This is a genomic window from Patiriisocius sp. 208BN25-11, assembly GCF_058147145.1.
In genome coordinates, this window is the sequence record NZ_JBYVJY010000004.1 from 21,343 (window position 1) to 39,451 (window position 18,109).

General features: G+C 37.2%; 9 protein-coding genes. 7 read left to right on the forward strand and 2 right to left on the reverse strand.

Going from position 1 to position 18,109, the window contains the following annotated elements; translation table 11 throughout:
• Positions 1–91: 91 nt before the first annotated feature.
• Complete coding sequence (locus ACY2RS_RS06750; protein WP_490097867.1) at positions 92–2,536, reverse strand: tail fiber domain-containing protein; 2,445 nt, start codon at positions 2,534–2,536, stop codon at positions 92–94.
• A gap of 297 nt (positions 2,537–2,833) precedes the next feature.
• On the opposite strand from ACY2RS_RS06750, the gene ACY2RS_RS06755 reads away from it, so the two are divergent.
• The 4 genes from ACY2RS_RS06755 to ACY2RS_RS06770 all read left to right on the forward strand — a co-directional run bounded on the left by ACY2RS_RS06755 (position 2,834) and on the right by ACY2RS_RS06770 (position 9,088).
• Entirely contained in the window at positions 2,834–3,637 is an 804-nt protein-coding gene (locus ACY2RS_RS06755; protein ID WP_490097868.1) for a DUF8740 domain-containing protein, read from the forward strand.
• Between the two features lie 49 nt (positions 3,638–3,686).
• A complete protein-coding gene (locus ACY2RS_RS06760; protein WP_490097869.1) occupies positions 3,687–5,657 on the forward strand; it encodes a tail fiber domain-containing protein in 1,971 nt (656 codons plus the stop codon).
• 150 nt (positions 5,658–5,807) lie between these two features.
• The gene (locus tag ACY2RS_RS06765) at positions 5,808–6,674 is read left to right on the forward strand and encodes a hemagglutinin protein (RefSeq protein WP_490097870.1); all 867 of its coding nucleotides are present in this window, start codon (positions 5,808–5,810) and stop codon (positions 6,672–6,674) included.
• Between the two features lie 32 nt (positions 6,675–6,706).
• Positions 6,707–9,088, forward strand: coding sequence for a T9SS type A sorting domain-containing protein (locus ACY2RS_RS06770; protein ID WP_490097871.1), 2,382 nt, complete (start codon positions 6,707–6,709; stop codon positions 9,086–9,088).
• A gap of 182 nt (positions 9,089–9,270) precedes the next feature.
• Here the strand turns inward: ACY2RS_RS06770 and ACY2RS_RS06775 are convergent, their stop codons facing one another.
• The gene (locus ACY2RS_RS06775) at positions 9,271–10,209 is read right to left on the reverse strand and encodes an isoaspartyl peptidase/L-asparaginase family protein (protein WP_490097872.1); all 939 of its coding nucleotides are present in this window, start codon (positions 10,207–10,209) and stop codon (positions 9,271–9,273) included.
• A 150-nt stretch (positions 10,210–10,359) separates the two neighbouring features.
• Between ACY2RS_RS06775 and ACY2RS_RS06780 the strand changes: the two genes are divergently transcribed.
• The 3 genes from ACY2RS_RS06780 (at position 10,360) to ACY2RS_RS06790 (ending at position 17,897) form a co-directional block, all read left to right on the forward strand.
• The gene (locus tag ACY2RS_RS06780; protein WP_490097873.1) at positions 10,360–14,304 is read left to right on the forward strand and encodes a hybrid sensor histidine kinase/response regulator; all 3,945 of its coding nucleotides are present in this window, start codon (positions 10,360–10,362) and stop codon (positions 14,302–14,304) included.
• 156 nt (positions 14,305–14,460) lie between these two features.
• On the forward strand, positions 14,461–14,655 hold the full coding sequence (locus tag ACY2RS_RS06785; RefSeq protein WP_490097874.1) for a hypothetical protein: 195 nt from the start codon (positions 14,461–14,463) through the stop codon (positions 14,653–14,655).
• Between the two features lie 152 nt (positions 14,656–14,807).
• Positions 14,808–17,897: a phage tail-like protein gene (locus tag ACY2RS_RS06790; RefSeq protein WP_490097875.1), complete on the forward strand. Its 3,090-nt coding sequence runs from the start codon at positions 14,808–14,810 to the stop codon at positions 17,895–17,897.
• Positions 17,898–18,109 lie beyond the last annotated feature (212 nt).

Here is an 18,109-nt window from a genome sequence, read left to right on the forward strand (position 1 = left end):
TGCAATTTTAAAAAATAGTGATGCTAGTGCTCTCTTACACAAACAACACTAGTATCACTATGAAATTTTATTTGTTTTTAATCTAGCATGATTATTCTTCACCCTCTGTAGTTTGTGTTTGGCTGCTTTTTTCTAATGCACTTATTCTAGCCATTAATAATTTCATTTGTTTATTTTCTTTGATAAGTAATTGCACCTCTTTTTCTAGTTGTTCTATCTGTTGTTGTTGTGCTTTAGCTACTTCGACCAATAGCGGAGACATTTTACTATAATCCATACCAATAGCATCAACACCATTCGCTTCATAACTAACTATTTCAGGGAGAATAACTCCTACTTCTTCAGCAATCATTCCTACATCTCTGCTACCGCCATGCGCTTTGTCCCAGGTATAATAAACCCCTCTAACCTTCGATAATTTCTCAAGTGGCTTATCTATTGGTACAATATCATTTTTCCATCTTCTCGAAGAAGCCGCTCCATAATCTGTTCCAGCACCATCGGCATAAAAATCAAAACCTGATGGGCTATTAGAGCTTCCTTTTACACCAATTCCAGTACCAGAACTTGCAAATGATGCGCCTCTAACACCAACGCCATCTATAGTTGATACATCTGAGCTTCCAAATACCCCAGTTCCTTTCGATTCTCCTCTAACAGCAGTACCACTTTCACTTTCAGAAATTCCATAGACTCCAAAACTAGATCCAGAGGTTGCAGACGCAGTACCAAAAACACCAAGCCTAGTGCCAACAGCTCTTACCGCAGCAGAAGCAGGAGCTTGTGTAGAGGCTGTTAACCCAGTCCCATTTTGAGATGTAAAACTTCCTCCAGAGAAACCTCCAGTTCCTACTACTCCTATATCATTTGAAGAGACCCCCCTAACACCTTGACCATTTGCAGATGTCCCAATTACTGCAACAGCATTTGATCCTGCAGCAGAGGTCACCTCTAATCCTTCTGAAATTCTAACATCCCCATTTACATCTAACCTACGCGCTGGGTTATTGGTCCCAATTCCAACATTTGCATTTATATTACCATTAGGTGAACTATATATTTCACCTTCAGTTGTTGTTTGCCAAACCCCATTAGGAACAGGAGCCCAGCTTGCATTTCCAATAGCATCAGAAACTAGAACCCAATCTTCAACTGGATTATTTGTTAGTTGGAATTCGGTTGTTTTGATTTTACCTACAACCTCAAATTTTTCTGATGGGTTATTCGTTCCAATTCCAACATTTACTGGTGGGTCTGCGTACATACCTGAACCTGTTACAATCCAATCTCCATCAGGTCCACCGCCTCCACCTCCTCCAGTTGGAGCCTGCCAACTTGCATCCCCAGATCCATTAGAAGTTAACACAAAGCCGCTAGCCGCACCTGTTGTTAATTGAATACTTTCTGCTTTTATACTACCATTAACGTCTAATGTTTGGTCAGGGTTTAGATTATTAATTCCCACCTTTCCATCTCCAGTAGCAGTAATAATATTGCCTCCATCGCTATTAAAAATATTAAATCTATCGTTTGCCTCGGTAGCACTAATAAATGCTGCAACATCCCAAAAGTCTTGTCCACTACGGTTTGTATTTTTAAACTTTAACCGAGCATAACCGCCATTATCTTCTATTAGTGCTAATTGGGGAGTTACGGTTGTACTATTGCCTCGAATATCTAACAATCCATTAATACCAGTATTTTTTCCAATACCAACTTTACCGTTTTGTAATACTGTTAGCGCATTACTTCTATTGGTTAGCGAGGTTCCATTTCCTACTTCAAATATAGGATTGGTTGAATCAAAATTTAATGGATTTCCTCCTCCAATGTTATATGTTCCCACAGCTACAGTTCCAACACCATTTGCTTTTGATCGATACCCTAATGCTGCTGCACTTATTCCTGTTGCTTCATTCTCAAAACCAATAGCAGTACTAACAACTCCAGAAGCAACAGAATTTTGACCGGCAGCAAAAGAAGCACTCCCAGTTGCCCCATGATCTATTGAATTTGAACTACTATAGCTAAGGTCAACTGCGTTTTGACCAATATCTCCATACCTCGAAGGGATGCTATTCTTTTTTCGTAATCCATCACCATTTCCTTCATCAAGAGTTTCTAAACCAGTGACATTACCCGCTGCTAATGCGTAAGGCACATATTGAAAAGAGCTTTCTCCCAGATCTTCAAGACCATTCCCTATATCAACCTTCACATTTAAACTATGATTGTAGGTTTCCCAGTTAATTGTATTAAAATCATCTGAACTAGATCCAGTTCCAATAGTAACAGTAGCAATACCATTTGCATTTGTAGTTAACGTATGCGTTTCTTCATAAATATTCACAGCATTATCTAAAACAATCAACTCAATAATAATAGATTGATTAGCAACTATATTTCCATTAGTATCTTTTATCTGTGCTTTATAGTTAATCCCATTTTGAGCATACAAACTAGAACTTAACATTATAAATATAAAAACACACAGTTGTTTGAGTATTTGAACTTGAAAATTGATTGAGAGTATCATACTTTTTGATTTGTTGAAAAAAAAATAAAAACATGTTCTTAAACTTCATGTTGAAATAAAAGTATGATGGTTAAAGTTTTATTACACAAAAATTTAGTGAATTGGTCTTTTTTTTAGTGAAACAAGTTTTCTAGGCTATTAAAAGGTTCTGTTTGACAATAAGAGATGTAACTTTTTTTTCTCCTGAAATATTAGTTCCCCAAAACAATCATTCACTAAAAAAATCCTGCGTTGGCTAAAAAATTTTGAATTCTCTCATATAAGGTGTTAGTTTTAAGCTAAATAACTAACATGATTATGAAAAAAATAGTTCTATTCCACTTTCTACTATTAGTAACGACAGCCACCCTCGCGCAAGGAGGAATCAATTACAAAGCACAGATAAAAGATAACAACGGTGAAATACTATCTAATGAGACTGTGAATTTGCAATTTCAAATACTAGATGAAGGTACGGTAAATGTATATCAAGAAAAACACAACGTATCTACGGATGCGAACGGAATTATCTCAGTAAATATTGGGGAAGGATCTGTGGATAGCGGCAATTTTCTTATCCTCGATTGGAGTTCAAACGACTACTTCCTTAACCTACAAGTAAATACGGGATCTGGTTTTGTAGACATGGGAACAACACAATTTAAAAGTGTACCCTACGCTATGCACGCAAAATCAGCAGAGACCATAACAGGTATAAAAACAATGCAATATGCAACAGGAAATGGACCAGGGAATGGAATTGATTTTGGACAACTCCAAAACAGAGTATTAACAATTGACAAAAAAGAAAATACTACAGCTGTAAGAATAAGTTATACAGATAACTTAAGGGTAGTAGGTCCTAACAAAGCATGTCGTTGGGAAATCAGAGTTAATGGTAACACTAGTCCATTACAACCTTTGGTTTATGATTTTTTCTCTTCTATACAAGGAGACAATGCGCATCGAAGCAGAACACTAGTGGGTTATTACAAAGGGCTTCCAGCTGGTACACATCAAATTCAAATATGGGTAAGCCCTTCACCAGGATATATTAACTGTGATTGCTACACGGGTTGGCAAAATAATACCTGGGTTATAGAAGCTGAAGAAGTGAACTAACAAACAGGTTTTAAAATCCCTTTTCAACAAAAAAATAAATAACAACAACGTGAAAAAAAGACTGCTACTTCATCTCTTATTATTACTCACTGTAAACACCTTTGCCCAAATAGGGATTAACTATAAAGCGCAAATAAAAAACACCGATGGCAATATTATTTCTAACGAAATGGTATCGCTTAAATTTGAAGTAGTATCTACAGCTTATGTATACCAAGAGGAACACAACACTACAACAAATGTAAACGGAATTGTTTCTGTTACTATTGGCGAAGGAACACCACTTTCGGGGACTTTTAACACGATAGACTGGTCCGAAGCCGCCTATTTCCTCAATGTACAGGTAGATATTGGAGATGGCTATGTTGATGTAGGCACTACTCCATTTAAAAGTGTTCCTTATGCAAAAGTTGCTGAAAAAGCGAATAATGTATCTGGAATGGAAGTTATTGATGAAGGCAATGGTGCAGGTTGGAGGCTCATTGGAAAAAATCCCATCAATTATGGAGATATTGGTAATTTTGCTGTGGACTTAAGTACCTCAACAAGCACCACGTTAGACTATGGTGCAACTGGATATGCCTCTTTTGCAGTGGGCCAATTTACAATTGCGTCAGGCTTTGCTAGTGCATCATTAGGATATAACAATAGAGCAACAGGATATGGATCAACAGCCCTAGGTTTTGGCACAAAAGCACAGGCCTATTCAAGCACTGCTATAGGGACATATAATATAGGAGGAGGAAATCCCACTACTCAAATAGACACCAACCCTATATTTGAAATAGGTAATGGATTTTCTGGAACACCAAGCAATGCGCTTACAATTTTACAAAACGGTACCATTACAGCCCCTAGTCTAGACATCCCTGAAATTACAAATAACAAAGCATTAATTACCAAAGAATATTACGAATCTGTTGCTACAAAAGGACTAGAAAAAATAACTGAAGGTGGAAATTCGGGCTGGAGGTTAGAAGACAAAAACCCAATACAATTTGGAGATATAGGTAATTTTGCTGTAGACTTAAGTACTTCGCTTGGTGTGTCTTCAGACCATGGCGCCACAGGAAACTTTTCATTTGCTACAGGACAAAGCACTATAGCTTCTGGATTTTCAAGTGCTGCATTAGGATTTGAAAACGAAGCAACTGGATATGCTTCAACAGCATTAGGATTTCGCACAAAAGCCCAAGCATACGGAACTTTAGCAATAGGCTCGTATAATATAGGAGGAGGAAACCCAACCTCACAAAATCTCACAAATCCTATTTTTGAAATAGGAAATGGAAATTTAACAACACCAAGCAATGTACTAACTGTCCTACAAAATGGTAAAATAGGGATCGGAAAACATACAGGATTAAATGGACTATTAGAGATAGAGGGTAATAGCACCGCAAGTGAACCGCAACTTGCACTAATAGAAAATAATTCAGGTTTTTCTAGATTAAAATTTAAAAACACTAACAGAAACGGTAACGATTACTGGGACATCGCTGGTTTTATTGGCAATACTGTACAAGATGACAGACTTAATTTTTTTAATAGTGATGGTGGAAATATTATGTCGCTTGAAGGTGATGGAGATGTTTTTGTAAACGGAAGTCTTGTTCATGCTTCAGATCGTAGGCTAAAAAAAGATATTGAATCTATTGATTATGGCATAGCCGAAATTTTAAAACTCAATCCTGTGCAGTATAACTGGAAAAGCAAAGAAGACAAACCCCATAAATCACTTGGAGTTCTCGCTCAAGAAATTCAAAAAATAATACCAAATGTGGTACAAACTGGGGCAGACGAAAACAAAACCCTAAGTGTCAGTTATACAGAATTAATTCCAATACTAGTTAAGGCAATCCAAGAACAACAAGAGATTATCACCAAACAACAAAAACAAATTAATATACAAAACGAACACCACAGTTTGCTTGAAGAAAAAGTAACAGAGCTCGCTAAGAAATTTGACACTTTAAAGCCTTCACAAGAGATTTCTACACATTCAATTTCTGAAAAATAATTTTTAACAAAGCCTAAAAAATCTCATTTCACTAAAAAAAAAACTTGCTCACTAAAAAAAAAACTTGACTACTTGAATAGTAGTTATATTTATTTTCAGATGGATAATTGCAATGTAAAACCAATATATAATCTTACTAAAATAGGACGAATGAAAAATCTATTCTTATTAATAATTCTAGTTACAACAACTGTAAATGGGCAATCCATTGTAAAATCAAGTATCGATAGCGGTGGTGGTTCTTTTTCTGCGGGAAATTTAGAAGTACTATACACTATTGGAGAAGTAATGGTGCAGGAAAGAAGTGCTAGTAACTTTCTTGTTAGCGAAGGTTTTGTAAATCCAGAGGTATTACTTGATATTAAAATTGCACCTATTATGGTATTGCAAGGTCCCATTACAAATCCTATTTCTCCTGGATTAATGAATGATGATCTCAGAAATGACAATTTAATACCAACAACAAGTCCCTATGCAGATGCTGCTATGTGCGATGCTTCAGTCTTTACTGTTACTGGAAATAACGCCATTGTAGACTGGGTATTTATTCAGCTTCGTGATGAAAATGACAGCAATATTGTAGTCGCAGAAATTTCGGGGTTACTTCAAAGAGATGGAGACATTGTAGCTGTTGATGGTACATCTAATATTTCAGTGTCTATTGATCCAAAAAACTATTTTGTAAGTATAAACCATCGAAATCATTTAGGACTCATCACAAATACTCCTATACCATTAAATGGTAGTGCTTCAATCTTAGATTTTAAAACAACAACTTCTCAAATTGAAGGTGGTCTTGCTGCTGTAGTTACATTAAACGATGGAACTTTTGCGGCATTAAGCGGTGATACCGATTCGACCGGGCAAATACAAAATACAGATCTTCTCAACATATTGCCCGAGATAGGAACCAATGGATACCTATCAATAGATATTACCTTAAATGGACAAGTACAAAATAGTGATGTATTTAGTACCCAGCCAAACATAGGAAAAGCACAACAATTTCAAAATTAAGCTTAGTCAACTAACATTTCAGAAAAATAATCATGAAAAAAATAATACTCTCAATACTACTACTTCTTATGTATAGTAATCACTATGCACAAGACATAGAACTTTCGTATCAAAATGCACAGATAACAACGGTTGGCATGGATGAGTTTTATGAAGTAGATGTCTTTGTAAAAGCAGATTCTCCATTTAAATATGGTCTTGGACAATTTTATGTTACCTACAACACTGATGCCTTTGGTATGACACCTGTTTTCGATGGTGATTTTTTCTTTGAACAACCTATTGGCAGTCTACTAGATATAGGAATTGACGCTGCAGCAGGAGCAAAATTTTTTAGCGGTTTTAACGAGAATGATAATGCTCCAGGAATTATTTCAGTAAACTGGCAACACACTTTTGCGGCTAGCACTATTTCTCAAAATACGGTAACAGCAACGCCAAGATTTTTATGTCACATTCGTATGAGATTTATCGATAGCAATGAAGATCCTATGGTTTGTTTTGAAACAGATTTAACTTCTGGTCAGAATGCCGAAGCCTGCGGACCATTTTCAAGTGCAAACCCTTTTGAGACTGCAGATTGTGTAAATTTCCCTGCTGTTCCAAGAACTAATGACACATACGATTGTACTGGTGCTGATATACCAGTTGAAGTATGTATTGGAGGAACTACTACGTTTACAAATGAAAATGTATGGATTCCTAGTGCACCAGATGCTTCTATGAGTGCTATTATTGACGGTAATTATGACACAGAAACATTTGGAAATATAGAAGCTTGCGAGCTAACTATAACCGAAAATGGAACAGTAACAATTAATCCTTCAACATACGTAAGGATACAACATGATATTGTAAATGATGGCGCTTTTCAAATACTTCCAACAGGAAGTTTAGTGCAGGTAAGTGATGCTGCCATTGTTAGCAATAATACTTTCATAAATGTAACTGTAGAAACAGCAGTATTAAAACCTAGGGACTTTATGTTAATGGGTAGTCCTATGACAAATGCGACTCCTGAAATTACTCCAAATGAAGACCCAATGGCACCAGCGCCACATGATATTTTTAGAATTTTAAATCATACTACTACTAATTTTTCTCCAAACGATGCTGTTCAGATAGCTTTCCCTGGAGGAACAAATTTTGTAGATCAAGAAGGAGATGACTTTACTAATTATGAAGGTACATATACTCCTGCAGAAGGATATTATACCATGCCACAAGAATCATTACAAGATGGAGATAAAACATATCTTGTTCAGTTTCCACAAAGCAGTGCTACGGGAACACTTAACAATGGAGTTATCACGTATGCTGTTGATTATAATATAGAAGGAACTGCTTCACAAAATAAAAATGCAAGTCCTAATCTTATAGCAAATCCATACCCATCATCAATTTCTGCTATGGATTTAATAACAGTAAACGATGCGATAGATGAACTTTATTTTTGGGAACATAATACAACACCAAATAACACTTTTCCGGGATGGAATAGTGCCAACTTTAACATGGCAGATATTTCAATATTCAATAATATGGGGTTTAATCCAGCTTCTACTGGAAGCCCTATAATGGCAACTATGAATGATATCAATATAGCAACTGCACAAGGTTTTGGAATTAAAAACAATGGTGCCACTACTGGAACTGGACAAATTATTACTTTTAATAATAGTATGCGCCGTGTAGATAATAATAATACATTACGCAGTCCCGAAGATTCTAAAAATAGAATATGGTTAACTGTAGAAAACGATGACTATCAATTACAGAGCACCCTGTTATTAGGATTTGCTGAAGATGGAACTGATAGCTTTGATCCACAATATGATAGCAACCGTGTAGGCACTCCAATAAGCATCTATTCACACCATTCAGATGGCAGTGCAGCTCTTGCAATACAAGGTAGAGAGGCTTTCAACGATGCTATCGAAGTAGGCGTTGGATTCTCTTCTCAGGTAGTAGAAGACGATACTCAATACACCATATCTCTAGCCGCAAAAGACGGGAACTTGATGGAAAATCAAATGATTTATATAAAAGATAATCTCTTTGGAACAAAAACATTATTAAACACCGACAAATATAAATTCACTAGTTCAAACGGAACTTTTGATAACAGGTTTACGATATTATTTAGAGACGGCACACTTGGTAACGAATCCAATACTTTAAATAACATTGTCGTATATCCAAATCCAGCAAAAAATAATATCACGTTAGTATCTCAAAAAAACGTTCTAGAAAAAATTCAATTGGTAGACATTCAAGGAAGAAATATTAAAACAATTTCTAATATAAATACCAATAGTGCAACACTAGATATTTCTTTATTACAAAGTGCCGTTTACTTTGTGAAGATCACAACGCAAGAAGGTGTGCAAATAAAAAGAGTAGTTAAACAATAACTGTATGAAAAATAATGAATCTGAAATATTATTTCTGAGGACTTGTTTCATCACCCTTAATGCATTCAAATATAAAACGTACAGAAAGATTCTTACAGAAGAACAAAATGAAATGCTACGATTAAAATATCGTAGCATTTCTGTTTAAGAATATAAAGTAATTTTTAGCTAGCCTGATATTCTTATTTCTTATAAATAAAAATACCCTGTTCTCCACGAGATTGTTTAAATCCTCTATACATCCCTTCGGTGTTAAAAGGCATACTAATAGTTCCTTGAGTGTCTACAGCAATAAGTCCACCGTCTCCTCCTATTTTTAGCACTCTATTTTGAATCACTTCGGTAGCGGCTTCTTGTAAGGAGAGTCCTTTGTATTCCATCAAACAAGAAACATCATAAGCTACCACACCTCTAATAAAAAACTCGCCACTACCTGTGCAACTTACAGCACAAGTGTTGTTATTAGCATAATTTCCAGCGCCAATCATAGGACTATCACCCACACGACCCCATTTTTTATTGGTCATACCTCCTGTAGAAGTAGCTGCGGCAAGGTTTCCAAAAGCATCACAGGCTACGGCACCTACAGTACCAAACTTGCCGTCTTTCTTCACGGTTTCAGAATGGTCTAATTGAAAAGAATCACTTCCTTTAATATGCTGCCATTGCTGATATCTTAATTCATCATAGAAATATTGCGATGTAACGATGTCGAAGTTGTTTTCTTGAGCAAATTTCATAGCGCCTTCACCTGCAAGAAATACATGCTCACTTTTCTCCATGACATCCCTCGCTAGTAGTATAGGGTTTTTAACTCCTGTTATAAGAGATACTGCGCCTGCTTGTAGCGTATTTCCTTCCATAATAGCTGCATCCATTTCGTGGGTGCCCTCTGCGGTAAAAACAGATCCTTTTCCTGCATTGAATAAGGGTGAATCTTCTAACACTGTAACTGCAGTTGCTATGGCTGTAGTAGCATCCCCTTTATTTTCTAGAACTGCATATCCAGCATCCAACGCTGTTTGTAAAGCCGCTTTGTAGGCTGTTTCTTTTTCGGGTGTCATTTGCCCTTTAACTAAGGTGCCGGCACCACCATGTATGGCAATAGAAAAGTTGTTCATGTGTATGATATTTCAGCAGTAAAAATACAGCTTCTTTCTGATACTGTATTAAAAAAACAAAGTCTATGACAAACTAATTCATTTGAAATCAACCGTCTAATTTCTTCATATTTTTAAAAATTCTTACATTGTAAAGACAATACTAGCCATTTGAGATACATAAAAACTCTTTTTCAGATCCTCATACTAACATCGGTTGTTTTTGTCTACGCACAACAACGACGCTTTGGACATTATGGCTTACCCGAGGGACTTCCCCAAGAGACTATTTTATGCATCGATCATGATGCAGAAGATTTTTTATGGTTTGGTACCAGCGACGGAACGGTACGTTACGATGGCACAAATTTTTACATTCCGCCACCAGATGAAACCTCGGGTTTAGACCTTTCGGGATGGCGTGTGGGCGCTTTGTTAGTAGACAAAAACATGGTGTATAGTGGCACTGGACAAAAAGGAGTCTTGGCCTATGATATCCTACAACATACCACCACAGCTATCGGACTCCCCAATAGCAATTGTAGTGCCTTGGCAAAGACGTCAAAAGGTATTTTAATTGGCTACTATAATCAAGGACTTGGGCTTTTGGATGCCTTCGGAAATTTTAAAAGTCTAGTATTTGATTTTGAAATTCCAAAAAACAGCACGGCGATACTAGCGCACGAAAATTACATTTACATTGGAACAGATACGGGCATCCTCTACCGATTTTCGGTTCAGGAAATTTCCGAAGAAAAACCAATTAGCTTAGAAACAATCTACACTTTCCCTGGAGGCATCAACACCCTACTTTTAAAAGACAATGTCTTACACATTGCAACCAAGCAAGGGCTTTTTAGACATTCAAAAAATACTATGAAGCCTATTACTATTAGTAATTCAAAAAATGAACCTCAGCGCTTTTCAATCACAGATTTTGTAACAACGAATACCCATGGTTTTATGGCCACCACCCAAGGACTTTTAGAAGGCTCTTGGAAAAACAAGAACGCTTTTCGATACCATACACAGTATACAGCAAACGTAAAATACGATCCGTTTTCTTTAAATAGTAATGGCATCAACGACCTACATTTACATAATGAAGTGCTTAGTATTGGACATACCTCCCTAGACCTCACAAAAGTAACACCACAACAGGTTTTTAAAACAGTGACTGTACCCCATAACCTAGGAGACCCCTCTACGTTCGCGGTATTGGAAACCGAAGATCAGGTATGGATGGGAACCACTAGCGGACTCCTAATCACTCATAAAAACAGCTCTCAAAAAGTACTACTCCCAAACATTCGATCTAGAGCTATCACTAGTGATGCTAAAGGAACCATTTGGGTAGGTACGGGGAATGGAATTTTCTTATTTCCTACTCAAAATTTCGATTATAACAATCCGAAACAATACACACTGCCAGCTATAGAAACAGCCACCACAAAAAATCCCAATCCAAATATCAGGAGTATTTTTAAAGATCGCCAAGAACAGATGTGGGTGGTGACATTTAATGCAGGTATTTTTCTCTTTACTGGAAACTTAGCCGCTAAAGAGTATTCATTTCTCTCATTTGCGGAAGGTGAAAATGCTTCTAAAATACCGTCTCCCTTCACCATTAATATCAATCAAGATCTCGAGAATAATTACTGGATTACCACACAAAAAGGTCTGAGTAAAATGACCTTAGATACCAATAGAAAAGCAACATTCAAAAATTACTACGAGCAAGATGGGCTTGCAACAAGCGGAGTACTAAGCACCTATGTAACTCATGATGGCACCGTTTGGGTGGCCACTAGAAAAGGTATTAGTCGCTACAATAATGAAAACGATGGTTTTACTTCCTATAAAAAAAGAGATGGGCTTACCAATGCCTTTGTCTACAACATTCTAGAAGACCAACAACACCATTTATGGCTTTCTACAAATGGAGGTTTATTTCGATTTGACACCCAACAAAAAACCTTTGCCAATTACACTCCAAAAGACGGTGTACAAAGCACAGAGTTTAACCTAGGAGCTGCTTTTAAAAATGATACTGGTGAATTATATTTTGGAGGTATCGCTGGGCTTAACAAATTTAATCCAGAAGCCGTGGCCTCTTTGGACAAAGAGAGTGCTATAAAATTTACGCAATTTACCAGCAATCAAGAAGAAATAATTGGCACTAACTCTCAGACCCATACTTTGGATGTTCCTTACGATATTTTTCCGCTGGACATTTCGTTTGCAGCTCAGGATTATCGCCCTTCAAAAAACATTAATTACCAATACCGTTTATTACCCGACAATAAAGACTGGAACTACTTAGGCGCCAAAAACGAAGTTCAATTTTTAGCCCTCGCACCTGGAGAATACACCCTAGAAATACAAGGAGTTTCTAGAGCAACACCTTGGACGCAAAAACCCCTTACCTTAGCACTCAACATTTCACCTCCATGGTATAAAAGCATCTGGGCATATTTGGGCTATTTACTCTTATTTTTAAGTGGCGTTTTTATCTATTACAAAATTGCCTTGCAACGAAAACTAGCAGGTCAAGAAGCCAAACGATTGCAAGATTTAGACGATTTAAAATCTAGATTTATCACCAATATCACCCACGAATTTAGAACCCCCCTTACCATTATTCTGGGCTATGTAGACACTTTAAAATCGAAGCTCAACGCAAAAGCAGACGAGACAAACGACCTACAAACCATCGAACAAAACAGCAGCAATTTATTAGGGCTAGTAAATCAGATGCTTGACTTGGCCAAGTTAGAACAAGGAAGAATGATTATCGCCTACCAAAAAGCAGATGTAGTTGATTTTTTACAGCATGTTACGCAAAGTTTTAGTAGCCTTGCAGAAGACAAAAATGTGACCCTTAAGTTTGCTTCGGAAATAGGAGCCCCCGAACTTGATTTTGATGCCGAAAAATTGCGTCAAATAGCCACCAACCTCATTAGCAATGCGATTAAGTTTACAGAAGAAGGAGGCAGTGTGGATGTGAATATTTCCGAAGCACCTAATAAAAAACAGTATGTTATTTCGGTGAAAGATACAGGGGCAGGAATACCAGAAAAAGACTTACCTCAAATTTTCGATCGTTTTTATCAGGTTCAAAATAATAGCTTTAAAGTATCACAAGGTACAGGCATTGGTTTGGCACTCACCAAAGAATTGGTGCAACTTCTTGAGGGAACCATTACCGCAGTCTCAAACATTAACGAAGGCACCACATTTACGGTATCACTACCTATTTCAAGAACTGCAGTTGAACAAGAAGTTACTTCATCTATTATAACCCAAGCATCACAAGGTATTCATGTTCCAGAGGTATCGACACTAGAGTTAAATGAAGATGCGCCCACTGTACTGGTAGTAGAAGACAACAAAGACATGTCACGATATATTAGCTCCTGTTTACAAGATCAATATCATGTCACTATAGCTTTTAATGGTGAAAAAGGACTCGAAAAAGCCATTGCAGAAACCCCAGACATCATTATAAGTGATGTCATGATGCCCGTGATGGATGGTTTTGAAATGACGCAAAAACTGCAAGCCCAAGAAGCTACCAACCATATTCCTATTATTTTACTTACCTCAAAAGCGCTACAAGAAGACAAGCTTGAAGGACTAGAAAGTGGTGCAGATGCCTATGTGACCAAACCCTTTCAAAAAGCTGAGTTGGTGCTGCGCATGCAAAAACTCATTGAAAAAAGAAAGGCTTTACAACTTCGTTATCAATTGAGTACCGTATTGTTAGAAAAAAAGCAACAACAAAGACCCATTGAAGATAAAAAACTACTCTTTTTAAACAAGGCGATTGCTATTGTACAAGAACACCTATCTGACCCTAGTTTTAATTCTGAAATGTTAGCCAGCGAATTGGCATTAAGTGACTCTCAATTGTACAGAAAACTAAAAGCCATCTCCAATACCTCAACTGCTATTTTTATAAGAAACGTACGCCTAGAAAAAGCCAAAGAATTATTAGAAACGAGTGCTAAAACAGTTTCAGAAATTGCTTACGAAACAGGTTTTAACGATCCAAATTGGTTTGGAAAAGTTTTTAAAGAGACCTTTAACACCTCTCCTACTCAAATTAGGAAGTAGCCCTATTTACAGCGTTTTGCATCGATTTTGACAGAATACTACCTGTTGTTTTTATAGCTTTTGCAGAAATACTACCCGCTTTTGAAAAAATACTACCCAGCCTCTTGAGGGCTTCCTCATAGTTTTGCTTTTGTTAACCTTATAAAAGTTCAGATTATGAAAACCTCAACCTTACTCATTGTTTTAGTAGCCTTAAATTCTGGTGTTTTAGCCAGTCAGATTTCTACCGTTATTGGTGGTATTTCACCATTCATTTTAGGCGCAAGTGAACTCCTACTTGTTGGCGGCTATTTTGCACATACTATTCTAAAAGATGTACGCAATGTTTTTAATGTAGATATCAAAATGTGAATTAAAAAACTCCCCCTTTTATAAGCACACATCGACACTTTTTTTGCTCCCAAAGCCAAAAATGAATCACCAAATCTTAACCTACCCAAGTGCTCCGTAGCTTTAGCGAAGGAGCACAAGCTTTGGTGTGATCAACTAAAATTTCAGAAAAAATGAAAACGTTACAACTAGTATGTATTGCTTTATGTATGAGTCAGATAGCAATAGCACAAGTGGGAATTAATAATGAAGATCCAAAAGCCATGCTCGACATTACTGTAAGTGATGCTTCGATGCCAACAAATACAGATGGAGTACTTATTCCTAGGATGGATGAATACCCAACAGGCATGACCATAGACCAAGATGGAATGATGATTTTTATCACAGGCGCAGGAACCCCAAGCAAAGGGTTTTACTATTATAGTGATGGAACGGGATGGTTGTCTGTTGCTGGAACTAGCACCTTAGACAGTGATTGGTTTGATTCGGCTACAAATGCTGCTCCAACTTCTATTAACGATAATATTTATACGCAAGGAAATGTAGCCATTGGAACCGTGTCATCGACATCAAATAAAATAGGTGTTGTTAGTGATGCTACAGAAAACAGCACCACATTGAATATGCAAGCATTTGGAAATACGCATGCCGATGGTATCAATAATAGACTTACGCTAACCGGAGCAAGCTCAAATGTAAGAGGTATTATTAATTCACTTACAGTAGAAAACAGCTCACTCACCTATGCGCTTAGAAACGAGTTATCAACTACCGGAACTGGAACAGTCTATGGGTTATATAACTCTATGAATATAGCAGCAACAAACAACGCAACACATGGTGTATCTAACTTTTGGACTAATGGGTCCAATAATGCCAATTTTGGATTTTCAAACACCGCTCCAGGAGCATTTACCATAGATGGATATTTTCGTGGCGTCTCAAATGATATAAGTGCAGCTGGAAACGGATTACGATATGGAGTTTACAATCTTATAAATGGTACAGGAACTGGAACAAAATATGGAACTTACAATCATATTACAAACACTGCAGGCGGCATGCACTATGGTGTATATAGTGATGTCCAATCTGCTTCTGGATATGCTGGATATTTTATTGGGAGAACCTCTTTAGGAACCAGTAGTTCAACTGGGAGGTATCTTATGCCCGCTGTAGATGGAACAGCAGGACAGGTAATGACTACAGATGGATCAGGAAATTTGAGCTTTACAACAATAGCTACAAATACAGATACCCAGAATACACTAGATCAAGCCTATGATGAAGGTGGCGCTGGCGCTGGAAAAAACATAGATGCCAGTGATGGAGCTATACGTATTAATGGAGACGATGGCTTTCTAGTTACAGGATCTTTTGGTATTGGAAATTTAATAGACACAGAAATTACTGGTGCTGGTACTAGAATGTTTTTTAATCCAAGAAAGGCAGCTTTTAGATCCGGACAAGTAAGTGGTACTCAATGGGACAATGTAAATATTGGCAACTATTCAAATGCTTTTGGTTTTAACACAACAGCTTCTGGCAACTTCTCTGCGGCTTTGGGTTCTAACACCACAGCTTCTGGTGATTCCTCTACAGCTTTTGGAACCTCCACTTTTTCAACTGCCACTGGGGCAGTAACATTTGGAAATGGAACCACAGCTTCAGGCGATTATGCAATTGCTGCTGGATCCTTAACTACGGCATCTGGCACATCAGCTACAGCTTTTGGAGAGGGCTCAACAGCATCTGGAACTACTGCGTTTGCTATGGGGCTTAATACTGCTGCTTCTGGAAATAGATCCTTTTCACAAGGTTCAAACAGTATTGCATCTGGTTTTGGCGCGGTAGCTTTTGGATTATCAACGGTTTCCTCTAACACCTATTCTTTTGCTAGTGGACAATCAACTACTGCTAGTGGCATAAATGCAGCTGCTTTTGGACGTAATACTAGTGCTCCATCCTATGCAGAAATGGCCATTGGTTCATTTCCAAGAGTATACAGTGCCACTGGAATTACGAGTATTGATGTATCTGATAGAGCTTTCGTTATTGGTAATGGTACTGGTTTGGGCTTACAGAGTCACAATGCCTTTGAAGTTTGGAAAAATGGCCGCGTAGAAATTAATGAAGAATACAGTTTTCCTCTTACAGATGGCGCTAGTGGTCAAGTACTAACAACAGATGGTTCTGGAAATGTAAGTTTCACAACACCAAGTAATATTGAAAAGATTGATGATTTAATAGATGCAAAATCTGACAATGACGGTTCTGAAGATGGCTCTTCCATCTTTTTAGGACTATTCGCTGGATCATCAGATGATAGTTCTAATAATGAGAATGTTGCTATAGGGTTTCAAGCTTTTGAAAATAATACATCTGGTAGTTTTAATGTTGCCATTGGGTATCAATCATTGCGCGCAAATACTTTTGGAAATTATAATACTGCAATAGGGAATACAGCACTTACAGCTGTTACTGGGGGGTCTAATTTTAATACCGCAGTAGGTTTTGGTTCTTTGGCTAGCGTTACAGACGGAAGTTTTAATACCGCTATAGGTCACAATGCTGGAAATAATGCATTGGGCTCTGGAAATACCTTTTTAGGGTATGGCGCGGGCGCCTTTGAAACTGGCAGCAACAAGTTATACATCTCAAATGCATCAGGAACAAACCCACTTATTTATGGTGAATTTGACAACAATATTGTAAGAATAAGAGGAGAGTTACAACTAGGTGACCCCTCTGGAATTGGATATGCCTTACCTGTAACAGATGGTACCGCAAACCAAGTTATGACAACAGACGGTTCAGGAAGTGTAAGTTGGCAAAATGCTAGTACTGTAATGACTCCCGCTATCACTCGAGTAACACTGAGCTCAAGCCAAACCTTTACAGGTACTGGAGTTACAAAAATAAATTTTGATACTACTGAATTTGATATTGGTGGAAATTTTGATACCACAACAGACACATTTGTTGTTCCAGCAGATGGTATTTATAGAGTAAATATTCAATACTTGGTATCTTCATCTTCTTCAACAGGATCATTTGGTATTAATATTTTAGTAGACGGCACTGTTGAGAGAGCTCATGGGTATCATCATAGTGGTGCTGGTCCAATAACGAGACATACTACTAGCATTTTAGAACTTACAGCAGGTCAAGCTATACATATAAATGCAGTACACGGAGATACTATATCAATATCACTCATCGATCTATTAAACTATTTTGAAATCGAACGTATTCACTAGTTGTAGTTTGTATAGACGTGCTTCGGAAATTTTAGTATTCTACTAACGTTTCCGAAGAAAAAAGTAAATTCTAAATCAAAATATATAAAATCCTTTGTATGATTTATGCAAGGGATTTTGTTATTAACTCCCCTTCTATTTTTGCGCTGCTCTTTTATCTTTTTTCTATTTTTGAAATATATAATGATGTCCGTTCGAGCGCAGTCGAGAAC

What these genes read in the sequence shown, in the direction of transcription:
- ACY2RS_RS06750 (WP_490097867.1), bottom strand. Translation starts at nt 2,536, where the DNA reads ATGATACTCTCAATCAATTTTCAAGTTCAAATACTCAAACAACTGTGT.
- ACY2RS_RS06785 (WP_490097874.1), top strand. Translation starts at nt 14,461, where the DNA reads ATGAAAACCTCAACCTTACTCATTGTTTTAGTAGCCTTAAATTCTGGT.
- ACY2RS_RS06755 (WP_490097868.1), top strand. Translation starts at nt 2,834, where the DNA reads ATGAAAAAAATAGTTCTATTCCACTTTCTACTATTAGTAACGACAGCC.
- ACY2RS_RS06790 (WP_490097875.1), top strand. Translation starts at nt 14,808, where the DNA reads ATGAAAACGTTACAACTAGTATGTATTGCTTTATGTATGAGTCAGATA.
- ACY2RS_RS06775 (WP_490097872.1), bottom strand. Translation starts at nt 10,209, where the DNA reads ATGAACAACTTTTCTATTGCCATACATGGTGGTGCCGGCACCTTAGTT.
- ACY2RS_RS06765 (WP_490097870.1), top strand. Translation starts at nt 5,808, where the DNA reads ATGAAAAATCTATTCTTATTAATAATTCTAGTTACAACAACTGTAAAT.
- ACY2RS_RS06770 (WP_490097871.1), top strand. Translation starts at nt 6,707, where the DNA reads ATGAAAAAAATAATACTCTCAATACTACTACTTCTTATGTATAGTAAT.